This is a genomic window from Chryseobacterium sp. JJR-5R, from assembly GCF_034047335.1.
Classification (GTDB): domain Bacteria; phylum Bacteroidota; class Bacteroidia; order Flavobacteriales; family Weeksellaceae; genus Chryseobacterium.
This window is the reverse complement of record NZ_CP139137.1, coordinates 3,697,398-3,711,683: the sequence shown is the minus strand read 5'-3', so window position 1 is coordinate 3,711,683 and position 14,286 is coordinate 3,697,398. Positions and strand designations below refer to the sequence as shown.

16 protein-coding genes are annotated in these 14,286 nt (G+C 40.5%); 7 read left to right on the top strand and 9 right to left on the bottom strand.

Going from position 1 to position 14,286, the window contains the following annotated elements:
- Nucleotides 1–169: 169 nt before the first annotated feature.
- From coaE to ruvB, 4 genes are all read right to left on the bottom strand, one after another.
- Nucleotides 170–805 carry a dephospho-CoA kinase gene (coaE, locus tag SD427_RS16395; RefSeq protein ID WP_320558858.1) on the bottom strand — a complete coding sequence of 212 codons (636 nt, stop codon included), beginning with the start codon at nucleotides 803–805 and terminating at the stop codon, nucleotides 170–172.
- 9 nt (nucleotides 806–814) lie between these two features.
- Nucleotides 815–1,681 (bottom strand): MBL fold metallo-hydrolase, encoded by an 867-nt coding sequence (locus SD427_RS16390; RefSeq protein ID WP_320558857.1) that lies wholly within the window; start codon nucleotides 1,679–1,681, stop codon nucleotides 815–817.
- A gap of 24 nt (nucleotides 1,682–1,705) precedes the next feature.
- Nucleotides 1,706–2,317 (bottom strand): FMN-binding negative transcriptional regulator, encoded by a 612-nt coding sequence (locus SD427_RS16385; protein ID WP_320558856.1) that lies wholly within the window; start codon nucleotides 2,315–2,317, stop codon nucleotides 1,706–1,708.
- A 78-nt stretch (nucleotides 2,318–2,395) separates the two neighbouring features.
- Nucleotides 2,396–3,418 (bottom strand): Holliday junction branch migration DNA helicase RuvB, encoded by a 1,023-nt coding sequence (gene ruvB, locus SD427_RS16380; RefSeq protein ID WP_320558855.1) that lies wholly within the window; start codon nucleotides 3,416–3,418, stop codon nucleotides 2,396–2,398.
- Nucleotides 3,419–3,650: 232 nt separating this feature from the next.
- Here ruvB and hutI point away from each other — a divergent pair, with 232 nt between their 5' ends.
- The 6 genes from hutI (at nucleotide 3,651) to SD427_RS16355 (ending at nucleotide 8,850) form a co-directional block, all read left to right on the top strand.
- Nucleotides 3,651–4,874: an imidazolonepropionase gene (hutI, locus tag SD427_RS16375; RefSeq protein ID WP_320558854.1), complete on the top strand. Its 1,224-nt coding sequence runs from the start codon at nucleotides 3,651–3,653 to the stop codon at nucleotides 4,872–4,874.
- 35 nt (nucleotides 4,875–4,909) lie between these two features.
- On the top strand, nucleotides 4,910–5,827 hold the full coding sequence (gene hutG / locus SD427_RS16370; RefSeq protein ID WP_320558852.1) for a formimidoylglutamase: 918 nt from the start codon (nucleotides 4,910–4,912) through the stop codon (nucleotides 5,825–5,827).
- A 128-nt stretch (nucleotides 5,828–5,955) separates the two neighbouring features.
- Nucleotides 5,956–7,248: an NAD-dependent succinate-semialdehyde dehydrogenase gene (locus SD427_RS16365; RefSeq protein WP_320558851.1), complete on the top strand. Its 1,293-nt coding sequence runs from the start codon at nucleotides 5,956–5,958 to the stop codon at nucleotides 7,246–7,248.
- A 210-nt stretch (nucleotides 7,249–7,458) separates the two neighbouring features.
- On the top strand, nucleotides 7,459–7,920 hold the full coding sequence (locus SD427_RS16360; protein ID WP_320558850.1) for a WG repeat-containing protein: 462 nt from the start codon (nucleotides 7,459–7,461) through the stop codon (nucleotides 7,918–7,920).
- A gap of 173 nt (nucleotides 7,921–8,093) precedes the next feature.
- Nucleotides 8,094–8,246: a WG repeat-containing protein gene (locus tag SD427_RS19120; RefSeq protein ID WP_414017729.1), complete on the top strand. Its 153-nt coding sequence runs from the start codon at nucleotides 8,094–8,096 to the stop codon at nucleotides 8,244–8,246.
- A gap of 13 nt (nucleotides 8,247–8,259) precedes the next feature.
- On the top strand, nucleotides 8,260–8,850 hold the full coding sequence (locus SD427_RS16355; RefSeq protein ID WP_320558849.1) for a WG repeat-containing protein: 591 nt from the start codon (nucleotides 8,260–8,262) through the stop codon (nucleotides 8,848–8,850).
- 55 nt (nucleotides 8,851–8,905) lie between these two features.
- On the opposite strand, the gene pyk is transcribed toward SD427_RS16355, so the two are convergent.
- The 5 genes from pyk to SD427_RS16330 are packed head-to-tail and all read right to left on the bottom strand — an operon-like array spanning nucleotide 8,906 to nucleotide 13,083.
- Complete coding sequence (gene pyk / locus SD427_RS16350; protein WP_056221094.1) at nucleotides 8,906–10,351, bottom strand: pyruvate kinase; 1,446 nt, start codon at nucleotides 10,349–10,351, stop codon at nucleotides 8,906–8,908.
- Nucleotides 10,344–10,817: an IPExxxVDY family protein gene (locus SD427_RS16345; RefSeq protein WP_320558848.1), complete on the bottom strand. Its 474-nt coding sequence runs from the start codon at nucleotides 10,815–10,817 to the stop codon at nucleotides 10,344–10,346. The genes pyk and SD427_RS16345 overlap by 8 nt, the downstream gene beginning before the upstream one ends.
- Nucleotides 10,795–11,556 (bottom strand): ribonuclease III, encoded by a 762-nt coding sequence (gene rnc, locus SD427_RS16340; protein ID WP_320558847.1) that lies wholly within the window; start codon nucleotides 11,554–11,556, stop codon nucleotides 10,795–10,797. Before rnc ends, SD427_RS16345 begins: the two co-directional genes overlap by 23 nt.
- A gap of 9 nt (nucleotides 11,557–11,565) precedes the next feature.
- Nucleotides 11,566–12,810: a beta-ketoacyl-ACP synthase II gene (gene fabF / locus SD427_RS16335; protein ID WP_320558846.1), complete on the bottom strand. Its 1,245-nt coding sequence runs from the start codon at nucleotides 12,808–12,810 to the stop codon at nucleotides 11,566–11,568.
- A gap of 33 nt (nucleotides 12,811–12,843) precedes the next feature.
- Complete coding sequence (locus tag SD427_RS16330; protein WP_002976354.1) at nucleotides 12,844–13,083, bottom strand: acyl carrier protein; 240 nt, start codon at nucleotides 13,081–13,083, stop codon at nucleotides 12,844–12,846.
- A 383-nt stretch (nucleotides 13,084–13,466) separates the two neighbouring features.
- On the opposite strand from SD427_RS16330, the gene SD427_RS16325 reads away from it, so the two are divergent.
- Nucleotides 13,467–13,985 carry a thermonuclease family protein gene (locus SD427_RS16325; RefSeq protein WP_320558845.1) on the top strand — a complete coding sequence of 173 codons (519 nt, stop codon included), beginning with the start codon at nucleotides 13,467–13,469 and terminating at the stop codon, nucleotides 13,983–13,985.
- The last annotated feature ends 301 nt before the right edge of the window (nucleotides 13,986–14,286 follow it).

Genomic DNA, 14,286 nt, shown 5'->3' with positions numbered 1-14,286 from the left:
AATAGGCTCCTGTTTACGGGAGCCTATTTTTATATAATACCTTTTAAACTTCTATGGGAAAACAGGATTTAAACATACCGGATCTGATTTCCTGGTCTGTTGGTAAATTCATTTTTTTGAGAACATTCAATAAAAAAACCCGTCAGATATTTTCTGACGGGTTTTATGTTTATTCTATATCGAAGATGATTTTTTCAGTCTGGTCCTTTAAATCGTCTAAATTTGTATTGTTGTGGATTACGCAGTCTGCCAGTTTTATTTTATCTTTTTCAGGCATCTGCTTTTCCATAACGGCCTGCACTTCGCGGTAAGTCTTGCCGTCCCGGTCCATTACCCTTTTAATCCTGATATTGTCTTCAGCAGTAATTAAAAGAGATTTGTAGCATTCGCGGTTGAGTTTTAATTCAAACAGTAAAGCAGTTTCTTTAAAAACAAGGTATTTGGTCTGGCGTTGCAGCCATTTTTCAAAATCAGTCCGGACAGCGGGATGGATGATTTCGTTCAACTGGTAAAGCAGGTCCTTATCATTAAAAACTTTTCCGGCTACTGTCTTCCGGTCGTAAAGACCGTTTGTATCGTAAGCTTCATTTCCTAAAAGTTCTTTTATTTTCAGCTTTAAACCATTGTCCTCATTCACAATAGTCTTTGCGCGGTCATCCGAATAATATACCGGAAACCCGAATTCCTCAATAAAATGTGCAACAGTAGTTTTTCCTGATCCGATACCGCCTGTAAGGCCAATGACTTTCGGGACCGATAACGGATCCGGATCTGTAGTAAGGTTTTCTGAATGTAATTCTTCCATTGTCAAAAATTAATATCCGAAAACATCATTAAAGCTGAACGTCTCATCAAGCCTTACTCCTTTTTCAGTCATTTTAAGACTGGCCAGTTCATGATGGGCATCGTGCTCGAAGAACAGCAGATATTCATTATCCACACACTTTTTCAGGAATTTTCCTTTTTCTTCTACCGTTAAAAGAGGTCTTGTATCATATCCCATTACATAGACCTGGTTGATATGTCCGGCTGTAGGGATCAGGTCTGCGGCAAATACAATCGTTTTTTCTTGGTATTGGATCACAGGGAGCATCTGTTTCTCCGTGTGGCCGTCAACAAAGATAACATCCATTTTCAGATCAGGCATGAAGCCGTAATTTCCCGTATTGGGAAGGGATACGAAATTAAGCTGTCCGCTTTCCTGGATCGGAATGATATTTTCCTTCAGAAAACTTGCCTTTTCTCTTGGATTAGGTTCTGTCGCCCATTTCCAGTGGTTTTCATTTGACCAGAACTGTGCGTTTTTGAAAGCCGGCCGATAGCCTGTCTTGTCATCATTCCATTCAATGGCACCGCCACAGTGGTCGAAATGAAGGTGGGTCAGGAAAACGTCAGTGATATCTTCTTTTACAAAACCGTATTTTTTTAAGTTTTTGTCTAAATTGTCATCTCCCCAAAGCGAGTAGTGGCCGAAGAATTTTTCGTCCTGCTTATTGCCGAGGCCGCAGTCGATCAGGATCAGTTTTTTTCCGTCTTCTACAAGAAGGGAACGGGTTCCCAGTTCAATCAGGTTTCTTTCGTCTGCCGGGTTTGTCTTTTCCCACAGACTCTTCGGGACGACTCCGAACATGGCGCCGCCGTCCAGTTTAAATTTTCCGCATTGTATTGGATATAATTTCATATAATATTAAGTTTTTATCGTGTCTTATCTTTTTAGCTTTTTCATTTGATTAGCTATTTTTTGTTCATTGACGCTTCCGTTTTCGAGATTTGAAATGATGTTCCGGAAATCATGCTCTTTTCTGTTCTGGGAAAGTTTCTGCTGGATGAAAATCTCATCCGGGATTATCTTGATACCAAAAGCACCTTTCATCTCTTTCTCTACAAATGCTTTCCCCATATCTTCTACCATAACCGGGCACTGCTGTTTTTTTTCAAACCGGGAAGTTAACTTTTCAAGATGCCTGTACAGTTCTTCCTGATCCATCAGCTGTACCTTTCCGTAGATCTGCACGGCTTCGTAATTCCAGGTCGAAACATTGATATGGTCATACCAGCTGCTCGAAATATAGCTGTGGGCTCCTAAAAAATCGCACAAGACCTCATCTCCGTTTTTAAATGTTTTTGCCTGTGAATTAGCCCGTGAAATGTGGGTTTCTATATAGATGTTTTCAGGATCATCTTCATTCAGCACCATCATGGAGTGGGTGGCCCTTATCCTGTTACCGGAAGAAACCAGTAAAGCAAATGCATTTTCCCTGATGATTTCCTTCATCACGTTATTATCTTCGCTTCTGTATAATTTAGGTACATACATAAATCCAATTACTTTCTTTAACCGCAAATCTGAAAATAGTTTTTAAGATTGAAATACAGTTATAATAAAAAGGTGTATTTAAAAAAGTTCTCCCGGGTTTCTCGGTATAGGAATATTTAAATGTTTATAAGCTTTTTCTGTTACTTCGCGGCCTCTCGGGGTTCTGATGATGAATCCTTCCTGGATCAGGAAAGGTTCATACACTTCCTCCAGCGTTTCCGGATTTTCTGCAATTGAAGTGGCCAGGGCGGAAATTCCCACCGGTTTGCCTTTGAAGTTCTCAATCATGACGCGCATGATCTTATTGTCCATTTCATCCAGTCCGAATTCATCTACATGCAGGGAATCCAGTGCATATTTGGTGATGTTGATTTCAATTTCGCCGTTTCCTTTTATTTCGGCAAAATCCCGGACCCTTCTCAAGAGGGCATTCGCAATCCTTGGGGTTCCGCGGCTTCTTCTGGCAATTTCAATGGCTGCATCTTCATAAATTCTCACGCCCAGGACCCGGGCACTCCGGATAATGATCATGGACAAAAGTTCAATCGTATAATATTCCAGCCTGCTCTGGATCCCGAACCTGGCCAGCATCGGCTTCGTCAGCATCCCGCTTCTGGTTGTTGCGCCTACCAGGGTAAAAGGGTTTAAGCTGATCTGGACACTTCTTGCATTCGGGCCCGTTTCCAGCATAATATCAATTTTATAATCCTCCATAGCAGAATACAGGTATTCTTCCACCACAGGAGACAGGCGGTGGATCTCGTCAATAAAGAGAACATCGTTCTCTTCCAGGTTGGTGAGCAGGCCCGCAAGGCTGCCCGGCTTATCCAGTATGGGGCCGGAAGTAATCTTACAGCCAACCCCAAGTTCATTTGCAATAATATTGGCCAGGGTGGTCTTACCCAGGCCGGGAGGGCCGTGCAGCAGCACATGATCCAAAGCTCCGCCACGTCTTTTGGCAGCGTTTACAAAAACTTCGAGGTTTTCCAAAGTCTTTCTCTGTCCGGCAAAATCTTTAAAGCTCTGCGGACGGATCTGTTCTTCCTGCATCAGTTCATCGCGGGAAAAATTGTCTTTATCAGGATGTAAAAAATCAGGCATTAATTCAATTTCATTTACCGTAAAGATAGGAAAAATTGAGGTTGAGATTACGGAAAAATTAAGATTTGAGAACAAGAGATATTTTGAGTATTTTTGAGAGAGAAAATGTAAAGATGAGAATGTATTGAGCTTCTGCCCTTGTCAGGATTAATGCAGAAATGCATATAAAAATATAATCCGGCCTACTGAAGCATCCTGCATATTTTATCTGAACTATAACTAAACCCGATACATGAAACTTATAGGTCCTTTCAGGCAGGTCATAACCCTTGCCCATCTCCCGTTAAGAGGAAAGCTTTCTGATGAACAGATAGAGATCATCCCTGATGGCGGAATTGTTGTCAACAACGGTAAAATTCACAGAACCGGAACTTTTGAAACTTTGAAATCTGAATACACGGATATCGAAACCGAATCTGTACAAGGCGAACACATCATTCTTCCCGCGTTTACAGATTCACATACCCACATCTGTTTCGGCGGTAACCGGGCCAATGATTTTGCCATGCGTAATGCAGGGAAGACCTATCTGGAAATTGCCGAAAGCGGAGGCGGGATCTGGAGTTCGGTTCAGCATACCAGGAATGCACCGGAAGAAGAACTGTTGGCCACGCTTCTGGAAAGAATCAATTTTTTAATTTCCCTCGGGATTACGACCATTGAAGTTAAAAGCGGGTACGGCCTGGATGTTGACAACGAGCTGAAAATGCTCCGTACCATTCAGAAAGCCCAGGCACAGACCCAGGCAACCTTAGTGCCTACCTGTCTCTCAGCACACCTGAAGCCAAAGGATTTTGAAGGCGGTAACGCTGCCTATTTACAATATATCCTGACTGAAATTCTGCCTAAGGTAAAAGAGGAAAATCTTGCAGAACGTGTCGATATATTTATTGAGAAATCTGCCTTCCAACCGGAAGAAAGCCGTGATTTTCTGCTTAAAACTAAAGATTTAGGTTTTGAGATTACGGTTCATGCTGATCAGTTTACACCAGGGAGCTCAAGAATTGCAGTGGAGGTTGGCGCGAAATCTGCTGATCACCTGGAGGCCACCATAGATGAAGATATTGCATTTCTGGCAGAATCTGATACGGTAGCCACCGCTTTGCCGGGCGCAAGCCTGGGATTGGGCGAGAAGTTTACGCCGGCCAGAAAATTACTGGATGCAGGTGCTATTTTGGCTATTGCCAGTGACTGGAACCCCGGGTCTGCACCCATGGGGAACCTGATTACCCAGGCTTCAGTTTTAGCCACATTTGAAAAGCTCACCACCGCTGAGGTTTTAGCGGGAATTACCTTCCGTTCTGCCTTTGCATTGGGTCTGGAAGACAGGGGGAAACTGGAAGAAGGGATGAAAGCGGATTTCATTACTTTCAAAACTGATAATTTCCAGAATATTCTTTATCATCAGGGAAGTTTAAAGGCTGAAAATGTCTATATTAACGGAAATATAATTTAAACTATCCAACACACTTTATCACACACATATTAATAATGAAAAATATTTGGCAGGGAAGATTAGACGGAGAAGAACTTCTTTTCCACAGAATATTTCAGAGGGTAAGAGAAGAAGATAACTATGATACAATTTCGGCAGATGACTTTGTGCTGCACGGATTTGCCGTAGATGAAGGCGTCCAAAGGAATAAAGGCAGGCAGGGAGCAAAAGAGGCTCCGGATATCATCCGGAAAAATATGGCTAACTTTCCGGTTATCCTTCCTGATTTTTCACTGCTGGATTTCGGCAACATCGTATGCCCCGACGGAAATCTGGAAAATACCCAGCAGGACCTTGCCAAAAGGGTTTCTAAAGTCTTGCTGAAAGGGGGGAAATCAATAGTCCTCGGAGGCGGGCATGAGGTTACCTATGCCCATTATTTAGGCGTAAAAACCGCATTTCCGGAGCAGAAGATCGGAATTATTAATATTGATGCGCACTTTGACAACCGACAGCCTGAAAGTGCAGGTGCAAGTTCAGGGACAGGTTTCTGGCAGATTGCCCAGGAAGGCGAGATGAATTCACTGCACATCGGGATCCAGAGGAATTCAAATACCTTAAAACTTTTTGATACCGCACACCAGTATAAGATGAAGTATATTCTGGCTGATGAAATTTTCTTTGAAAACCTTCCGTCTGTTTATCAGCGTATTGACGACCTGCTGAACAGCGTGGATTATCTTTACCTTACTGTCTGTATGGATGTTTTTAATGCTTCCATAGCACCCGGAGTTTCGGCTTCGGCATACAACGGCATCTTCGCCGATGCTGCTTTCATGCATTTTTACAGGCATATTTTAAAGAGCCAAAAACTGTTGGCTCTGGACATAGCGGAAGTTAATCCTGCCTTTGATATCCAGGACCATACTGCCAGGCTTGCAGCCACACTCGTTAACGAATGGTTCATGATATAAATGTATAGTTATGGTTTTTATAGATAGAATCATTACATCCAATCGCTTCAGGGAATAAAATTTGATTGTTTTCCGGTGCTTTAAAACCAATACATTCATTATTATCTGAATTAAACAGATCTTACATTATGGAACAATCAATTGAAAATAAACTGATCAGGGCAGGAAAAACATTCAAAGAATGGAAAAACGTACCGTTTGAAGACCGCCAGAAATATATCGCCAAAGCAGCTGAATTATTAAAAACCAATGCTGAAAAGTTCGGCAGGATCATTACCTCAGAAATGAACAAACCGATTTCACAGTCCATTGCTGAGGTTGAGAAATGTGCCCTGATGATGAACTATTATGCAGATGCAGAAAATATTTTAAAGCCTGAAAAAGTGGATTCGGAATACAGCTATTCTGAAATTCAGTACATCCCGAAAGGTGTTATTTTAGGCGTTATGCCGTGGAATTTTCCTTTCTGGCAGGTGCTGAGGTTTGCAGTTCCTGCCATTTTAGCGGGCAATACGGTAGTCCTTAAACATGCTTCGATCTGTTTCGGGAGCGGGAATGCTATTGAAGATGTACTGTTGGAAGCCGGTTTCCCGGAAGGTGTTTTCCAGAATCTCGAAATAGGCCATAAAGATGTAAAAGAAGTACTGGAACATACAGTTATTGCTGGCGTAAGCTTAACGGGAAGTGAAAAGGCCGGCGCTGAAGTGGCTTCCATTGCAGGGCAGAATATCAAAAAATCCCTGCTGGAACTGGGAGGGAGCGATGCTTTTATCGTTCTGGATGATGCAGACCTGGATGAAGCGGCCAAAGTGGGAGCACAGGCAAGGCTTCAGAACTGCGGACAAACCTGTGTGGCCGCTAAAAGATTTATCATTGATGAGAAAATAGAGGATACCTTTCTCCCTAAATTCATTGAAGAATATAAGAAATACGTTCCTGCCGACCCGATGGATAAGGAAACGAAAATCGCAGGAATGGCCCGCCCGGACCTTGCGGACGACCTGGAAAAGCAGTTTGAAAAGGCTCTGGAACATGGTGCTGAAATTATTCTTCCTTTGGAAAGGATTTCTGATAACGAATTCATGCCCGGACTGATCAGGATACAGGAAGGCAACCCGATTTTACAGGAAGAACTTTTCGGGCCGCTGGGAATGGTCATGATTGCAAAAAATGATGATGAAGCCCTACAGATGGCTAATGATATCCCTTTCGGACTTTCCAATTCGGTCTGGACAAAAGACACGGGCCGTCAGCTGTTCTTTATTGAAAACCTCGAATCGGGAACCGTAAATATCAACAGGATGACCAGTTCTGATCCGCGTTTCCCTTTTGGCGGTACCAAGACTTCAGGCTACGGTACGGAACTCTCTTTACTGGCCTTGAAAGAATTTGTGACGGCAAGGACAATTGTGGGGAATTAATATGCAAAAACTGTATATTTTATTCTTTCTCTTCACCTGTTGCTTATACTTTTCTCAGAAATTGATCTCTATTGATAGATATGGAGTAATGACAGATTCTGCAGATATTAATAATCTTAAGGAAAAATATATGATTATAGGGACATTTCAAAAAAGTCATGATAAATCTGAAACAAGGAGAGCCAAAGTTTTAAAAAGAGAAAACAATCAGTGGGGGTTGTAGATCAGACAGGTAAAGAAGTTATTCCTGCTAAGTATCTGTCAGTTGGTGTTTTCAATATATTTGGATATGCAAAAGTAAGGGAAAACATCTCAATAAACCGAAAAGTAAATTGTGGACAGTCAAATCCCTGTATCGAAAAAGAAAATTTACCTTTTTATTATTTTATAGATAAAAATGGAGTTCAAAGAAGCAATTACTTTGAAAACATTAACGATTGGGATGATAATGAAGATTATTTTATCGATGAAATCAATAAAAGAGATGAAATTGTCAGAAAAAAAGATATGCATGTGATCTATCAGTCTAAAGGTAATACAAGACTTTCGATTGATGCAAACCGTTATAAATCATCTGATTATTTTATTAAAGAATCCAGAAATAATGGTAAAAAAGATCTGGTTGATATAAAGGGACATCATCTTACGAACTTTCTTTATGAAGATGTTTAGCCTATAATGATTTCTGCTTTGGATTGGTAAAGGAAGACAACGTATATACATGGTATTACTAAATAAAGATTTAAAGCCTTATGGAGAAGACTTTTATACTGAAACAGAAATGCTTGACTATAATTTCAGTAAAGATGTTATAACACTGGAACAAAAAGAGGGGTTCCTTTTTAATAAATGATAAAGGGAAAATTATTTCAGAAAAATATAAAAATATTCGGAAAACACGAGACCTTTTTGCAGCGTTTAACGGCAAATTTACAGGACTGATTGATAAGAAAGGAAGAATTGTTGTACCTTTTGAATACAATTCCTTTTATTTATGATATACCATATCATATGCTGACTTATAATTTTATCGCTCCGAAAAATGAAAACGAGATCAATACTATTTCTAAATATTGGCTGTGCTTTAAAAAAGATGATACATTTGGGATATTAAATTATAAAGGTGACATCATTATCCCTTTTGAGCATAACATAATGACCTGTTTTTCCGTAATAGCAGTTTCTGAAAACGGGAAATTAGGATTAATTACTAAAAGTAAGAAGCGTATTCCTGCAGAGTATGATTATCATGTGATGGCTGACGGTGAAAAGAATAGCTTTTACTTTGTTAAGAAAGAAGGTAAATTAGGAGCAGTAGACGAGAATAACCAAGTAGTAATTCCTTTTGAATTTGAAAATGTGGATGAAGTAATGGATGATTTCTATGCTGAAAAGTTTTTTGTTTTCAAAAAAAGATTCGGCTACACTCTGGTGCAGAAGGACGGAAAAATGTTTTATCCATATGATTTTGAGTATGAACCTCCAAAAATGAAAGAAGGGATTACAATCTTTGATAATAAAATTTTGTATGATATTTATAAGAATCAAGTAAATATTTATGAAGCTGAGCAGGAATATCTTGATAAAACCGATTACGAATAAAAAAACTCCCGGAAAGATTTCCGGGAGTTTTTTATTGATAAAGTTGAGGTTTACATTAAACCGTAGTCAATCTTAACGTATTTGTTTTTCCGCCTTCGTAAGATGGAGTAGCGTTAATGTTGATAACGAAATCTCCCGCTTCGATATATCCGTAGTTATGCGTCAGCATATTGACCTGGATAATCGTTTCATCTGTGGATTTCTTCATGTCGTAATAGAAGGCGTGAACGCCCCAAAGCAGGTTCAGCATGGTAATTACTCTTTTGTTTCCGCTGAACACGATGATGTGGGAATTCGGTCGGTGCGCAGCCAGCTGGAATGCGGTATATCCTGAGCTTGTCAGGGTAACGATAGCGGCTACATTGGTTGTTTTGGCAATCCTTACCGCGGCAAGGCATACCCTGTTGGTAATAAACCTTTCATCGATACAGTTGAAGTCTTTTTCAATCGGTTCGTTTTTATGCTGGTAAAAATGCGTCGTTTCAATATTCTTAACGATTTTGGTCATGTTTTCAACCACCTGAACAGGATATCTTCCTACAGAAGTTTCTCCGGAAAGCATTACCGCATCGGCACCGTCAAGTACAGAGTTGGCTACGTCATTTACTTCCGCTCTCGTTGGTGTTAAGCTGTTGATCATCGTTTCCATCATCTGGGTGGCAATGATTACCGGCTTGGAGTAGAATCTTGCTTTTTCAACCAGTGTTTTCTGGATTGCAGGAACTTCTTCCATCGGAACCTCAACCCCTAAATCTCCACGAGCTACCATCAGGCCGTCGCACTCCAATAAGATTTCCTCAATATTCTTTACCCCTTCAGGCTTTTCAATTTTCGCGATAATCGGCGTTTTGAATTTTCCGTTGGGATGTTTTGAAATCAGTTCTTTCAGGTCAATGATGTCTTGGGCATGGCGCACGAAAGAAAGAGCGATCCAGTCTACGTCATGGTCAAGCATAAAATTGGCATCCTGGATGTCTTTTTCCGTTAGGGCAGGAAGGGAAACATTCGTATTCGGAAGGTTAACCCCTTTTTTAGAGCTTAAAGGCCCGCCCTGAATGGTTTTGGCTTTTACCGTATCTATTTCGTTGGTTTCAATAACTTCAAGCATCAGCTTCCCGTCATCAATAAGGATTTTCTCACCCACTTTCACATCCTGCGGAAACTGCTGGTAAGTCATATAGACTCTGGTGGAATCACCTTCTATTTTTTCATTCGTAAACGTAAGAATATCTCCAGGATTAAGGTAAGAACCTTCCTTTACGACACCTACTCTCAGCTTCGGGCCCTGAAGGTCACCGAGGATCCCTACAGAAAAACCGTATTCTTTATTGAGTTCTCTGATGATGTTAATATTGGATCGAACTAAATCATAGTCTGCATGCGAAAAGTTGATTCTGAAAATATCAACACCTGCTTTCATTAACCCTAACATTACTTCCTTCGACGATGAAGCCGGACCAAGTGTCGCGATAATTTTTGTCTTCTTTAAATACTTATTCATAATACTGGATAATTTGATAAAGCTCTTCTTCAGAACTTAATGTATAATCTTGAATCGGAAACACAAGATTTTCAGGTAGCAAAATTACGGAAAAATCAGTAAACTGTTCCGGACTGTACAAAATATATTGTACTTCTACCTGGTTATTTAATAAAAATTTAATGTTGTCTTCCTGTAAGAAGAGCTCTGTATGTGTATGTTTCTGCCTGCTTTCAAAAGAACGGTTGGAAATGAACGTGAAACAGGTCTTTGTAAACTTATCGTAAGCCTCAAACCTTGAAAAGTGATAATCATAATGGGAACCCTCAAAGATGAGGTCATCAATACGTTTAAAATGAAGGCCGTTTTTTTGGTTTACAGTGAAGAAAAACTCATGGTCGGGGATATGTTTTGCCAATCTTACCAGTCCTACGGTAATATCATCAGATTCTATATCATCAAGATCATAAAGTTTTTGGATTTCCAAGGATGTTTTCTTTTTTGTTTAAAATATAAAATGCCCTCTGTGCCGATTTTTCTTCTGCTTTCTTTTTGGAAGTTTCTGTAGCGTTGGCTATTTTCTCTTCGCCCAGCCAGACATGGCAGCGGAAAACGATTGATTTGTTTACCTGTATCTCTTCACAGGTTTCGTACTTTATATTCAGCTTTTTCTTCTGGCTCCATTCAAGCAGGAGTCCTTTATAGCTTACAATTTTATTTTCGAGCTTATTGATCTCGGTGGCCGTCAGAAGCCTTTCCAGGATAATTCTTTTACAGGTATCGTACTGAAAGTCCAGGTAAACCGCACCGATTAAAGCCTCAAATAAATTTCCGGCGATATTTTCCCCTAAAGCCACGGAATTCTGCTTTTGCAGCAGGTCAGTAAGTTTCAGGTCTTCTCCTAATTTATTGAGGTTTTTCCTGTTGACAATCTTGGATTTCATTTGTGTCAGGTATCCTTCATTAGCCTGGGGATAGGTATGAAACAAATGGCAGGAAATAACGGTACCCAAAACAGAATCCCCTAAAAATTCCAGCCTCTCATAGTTGCTGTCTTTATTTTTAGAAGAACTTTTCACAGAGAAAGCTTCACGGTAGAGCGCGATATTCTGTACCTCAGTTCCAAGGATCCTGCTGAGCCTGGTACTGAGAAAATAATCTCTCTCCGATAATTTTATTTTTCTTTGTTTGGGAAGGAATTTAGAAAAGTATTTCTGTAACTCCATTCAGTAAAATTAGATTTTCGTAAATAGAACGCAGGCATTATGCCCGCCAAACCCGAAAGTATTGCTCATGGCTACTTTTACATCTTTTTTCGCAGCTTCGTTGAACGTGAAGTTCAGTCTGCTGTCGATATTTTCATCATCGGTAAAATGATTGATAGTAGGAGGAACGATACCATGAATAATAGTCCCTAACACAGCAATTGCTTCAATAACCCCTGCAGCACCCAGAAGGTGGCCGGTCATTGATTTCGTAGAATTAATCTGGATGTTGAAGGCATGCTCGCCGAGTAATTTGGAAATGGCATTGGATTCTGCAATGTCTCCTAATGGAGTAGAGGTACCATGCATGTTGATATGGTCTACTTCATCAGCCGTTAATCCTGCGTCTTCCAGACAGTTCTTCATTACCAGATAAGCGCCCAGTCCTTCAGGATGAGGTGCCGTCATGTGATGTGCATCTGCACTCAGGCCTCCGCCTTTTAATTCTGCATAAATTGTTGCTCCACGTTTTACCGCATGCTCATACTCTTCAAGGATAATGCATCCTGCTCCTTCACCCAGTACAAATCCGTCTCTGTCTTTGTCAAATGGCCTTGAAGCTGTCGTAGGGTCATCATTTCTTGTAGAAAGTGCCATCATGGCGTTGAATCCGCCGACACCGCTTGCGGTTACGGCTGCTTCGGAGCCTCCGCATACAATGACGTCTGCTTTTCCGAGCTGGATCAGCATTTTGGCATCAATCAGGGCATTGGCAGAAGACGCACAGGCAGAAACCGTTGTGTAATTAGGTCCATGGAAGCCATATTCGATAGAAATATGTCCCGGAGTAATGTCTGCAATCATTTTAGGGATAAAGAATGGGTTGAACCTCGGAATATCCGTGTTGGCCCATCCCAGGACTTCATTTTCAAATGTTTCCAGCCCTCCGATTCCTGAACCCCAGATTACGCCGACCCTGTCTTTGTTTACGCTGTCTTCAATAATTCCTGAGTGTGCCACTGCTTCTCTGGCAGCCACCATGCCAAGCTGTGTATTTCTGTCCATTTTCTTAGCTTCTTTCTTGTCGAAATGCTGCAGCGGATCGAAATTCTTTACTTCGCAGGCGAATTTTGTTTTAAAGTTTGTGGCATCAAAAAGAGTAATCGGAGCGGCACCGCTCTCGCCTTTTACAAGGTTTTCCCAGTATTCTTTTGCATTATTCCCAATCGGCGTTATTGCTCCGAAACCGGTTACAACTACTCTTTTCAATTCCATAAACTTTCTTTAATTTTCTTTTGTTGAAGAATATTATTTATTTACTACTTCTTCGATATAAGCGATAGCGTGGCCTACAGTAGTAATTTTTTCAGCCTGATCATCAGGGATTTGAATGTTGAATTCTTTTTCAAATTCCATGATCAATTCAACTGTATCCAATGAATCTGCTCCCAAATCGTTTGTGAAGCTAGCTTCAGGAGTCACTTCAGTTTCTTCAACGTCAAGCTTATCAGCGATGATAGCTTTTACTCTTGATGCAATGTCTGACATAGTAAATTATTTTTTTAATTGTTAGATGGTGCAAATATATAAAATTCTTTACGATAAAACATTTTTTTAGTCTTTTTTGTGGCCTATAGGTACTTATTTTATTGGCGGATACTTTAGTGTTTTAGTTTTCAACGGTTTATATTGTACAGCTTTACGGGGTCTGAAATAACTTTTATTCTTGGCATAACGTTAGATGAAGATGCCGTGTACAGATTTGCGCTGAAAGGAATTTTAACAGACCTTTGGTGTTTATCGGGGTTGATAAAGGGGACACACATCCAGAAACAGGATTCAGTTAAAAATAATTGTATTTCTTAAGCCTGATGCCTGTTTATCCTGATGTGATTTGATGTTTAATGCTTAATTTATTGCTTAGAATTTTAATGAAAAAGTTTATCCCTGCTGCTTTGTTTTTTATTTCCGCTTCAGTTTTTTCACAGACCAAAGGAAAAGTCATCAGTATTAAAGACGGGGATACCGTTGTGGTGCTGCTGGCCGGCAATACACATCAGACTTTGAGGCTGGCGGAAGTAGACTGTCCTGAAAACAGCCAGGCTTTCGGGAACAATGCAAAGTCATTTACCGGCTCACAGGTTTTCGGGAAAACGGTTACCTTTTACAGCGTAGGAAAAGACCGTTACGGGCGGTCTGTTGCCGGAGTCTTTTACGATAACGGTAAATATCTGTCTAGGGAAATTGTGAGGGCAGGATTCGGATGGTGGTATTTTAAAGCATCAAAAAATACGGAACTGCAGAAGCTGCAGGATGAAGCCAGGGAAAAGAGGCTCGGCCTGTGGGCAGATCGGCAGCCGGTATCACCGTGGGATTTCAGAAAGGGGAAAAATAAAAAGAAAACGCCGACAGTAAAGAGTAAAAATAAAAGTTCTGAATCGGCTCAGTGATTTCCTGCCGGGTCAAATTTGTAAAGCAGGACTATTTTATCCATAAGCTGACCAGCGGCTCTGTTTTTTGCCAGCTTCAATGTGCACTCTGATAATAGAAGAGCTTCGTATAAAAAATAATGGTAAAATGAAATGATGTAAAATTTACGTTGATCATTACATCCTCAATTATAAAAATTTATTGTAATACGACACGCTTTGTCGCATCAGAACAAAGGTTCTGCGGGCAGACTGAAATTTAAGCTGTAATTTGAAAGAACGGCATACGGGCCGGAAAACTGGCAGATGGCTGTATTTCTTC

Excerpts from the sequence above, each read along its gene's own strand:
- SD427_RS16330 (WP_002976354.1), bottom strand. The coding sequence starts at position 13,083 with ATGTCAGACATTGCATCAAGAGTAAAAGCTATCATCGCTGATAAGCTT.
- ruvB (WP_320558855.1), bottom strand. The coding sequence starts at position 3,418 with ATGCCTGATTTTTTACATCCTGATAAAGACAATTTTTCCCGCGATGAA.
- fabF (WP_320558846.1), bottom strand. The coding sequence starts at position 12,810 with ATGGAATTGAAAAGAGTAGTTGTAACCGGTTTCGGAGCAATAACGCCG.
- SD427_RS16365 (WP_320558851.1), top strand. The coding sequence starts at position 5,956 with ATGGAACAATCAATTGAAAATAAACTGATCAGGGCAGGAAAAACATTC.
- SD427_RS16355 (WP_320558849.1), top strand. The coding sequence starts at position 8,260 with ATGCTGACTTATAATTTTATCGCTCCGAAAAATGAAAACGAGATCAAT.
- hutG (WP_320558852.1), top strand. The coding sequence starts at position 4,910 with ATGAAAAATATTTGGCAGGGAAGATTAGACGGAGAAGAACTTCTTTTC.
- pyk (WP_056221094.1), bottom strand. The coding sequence starts at position 10,351 with ATGAATAAGTATTTAAAGAAGACAAAAATTATCGCGACACTTGGTCCG.
- rnc (WP_320558847.1), bottom strand. The coding sequence starts at position 11,556 with ATGGAGTTACAGAAATACTTTTCTAAATTCCTTCCCAAACAAAGAAAA.
- hutI (WP_320558854.1), top strand. The coding sequence starts at position 3,651 with ATGAAACTTATAGGTCCTTTCAGGCAGGTCATAACCCTTGCCCATCTC.
- SD427_RS16325 (WP_320558845.1), top strand. The coding sequence starts at position 13,467 with ATGAAAAAGTTTATCCCTGCTGCTTTGTTTTTTATTTCCGCTTCAGTT.
- SD427_RS16385 (WP_320558856.1), bottom strand. The coding sequence starts at position 2,317 with ATGTATGTACCTAAATTATACAGAAGCGAAGATAATAACGTGATGAAG.
- SD427_RS16390 (WP_320558857.1), bottom strand. The coding sequence starts at position 1,681 with ATGAAATTATATCCAATACAATGCGGAAAATTTAAACTGGACGGCGGC.
- coaE (WP_320558858.1), bottom strand. The coding sequence starts at position 805 with ATGGAAGAATTACATTCAGAAAACCTTACTACAGATCCGGATCCGTTA.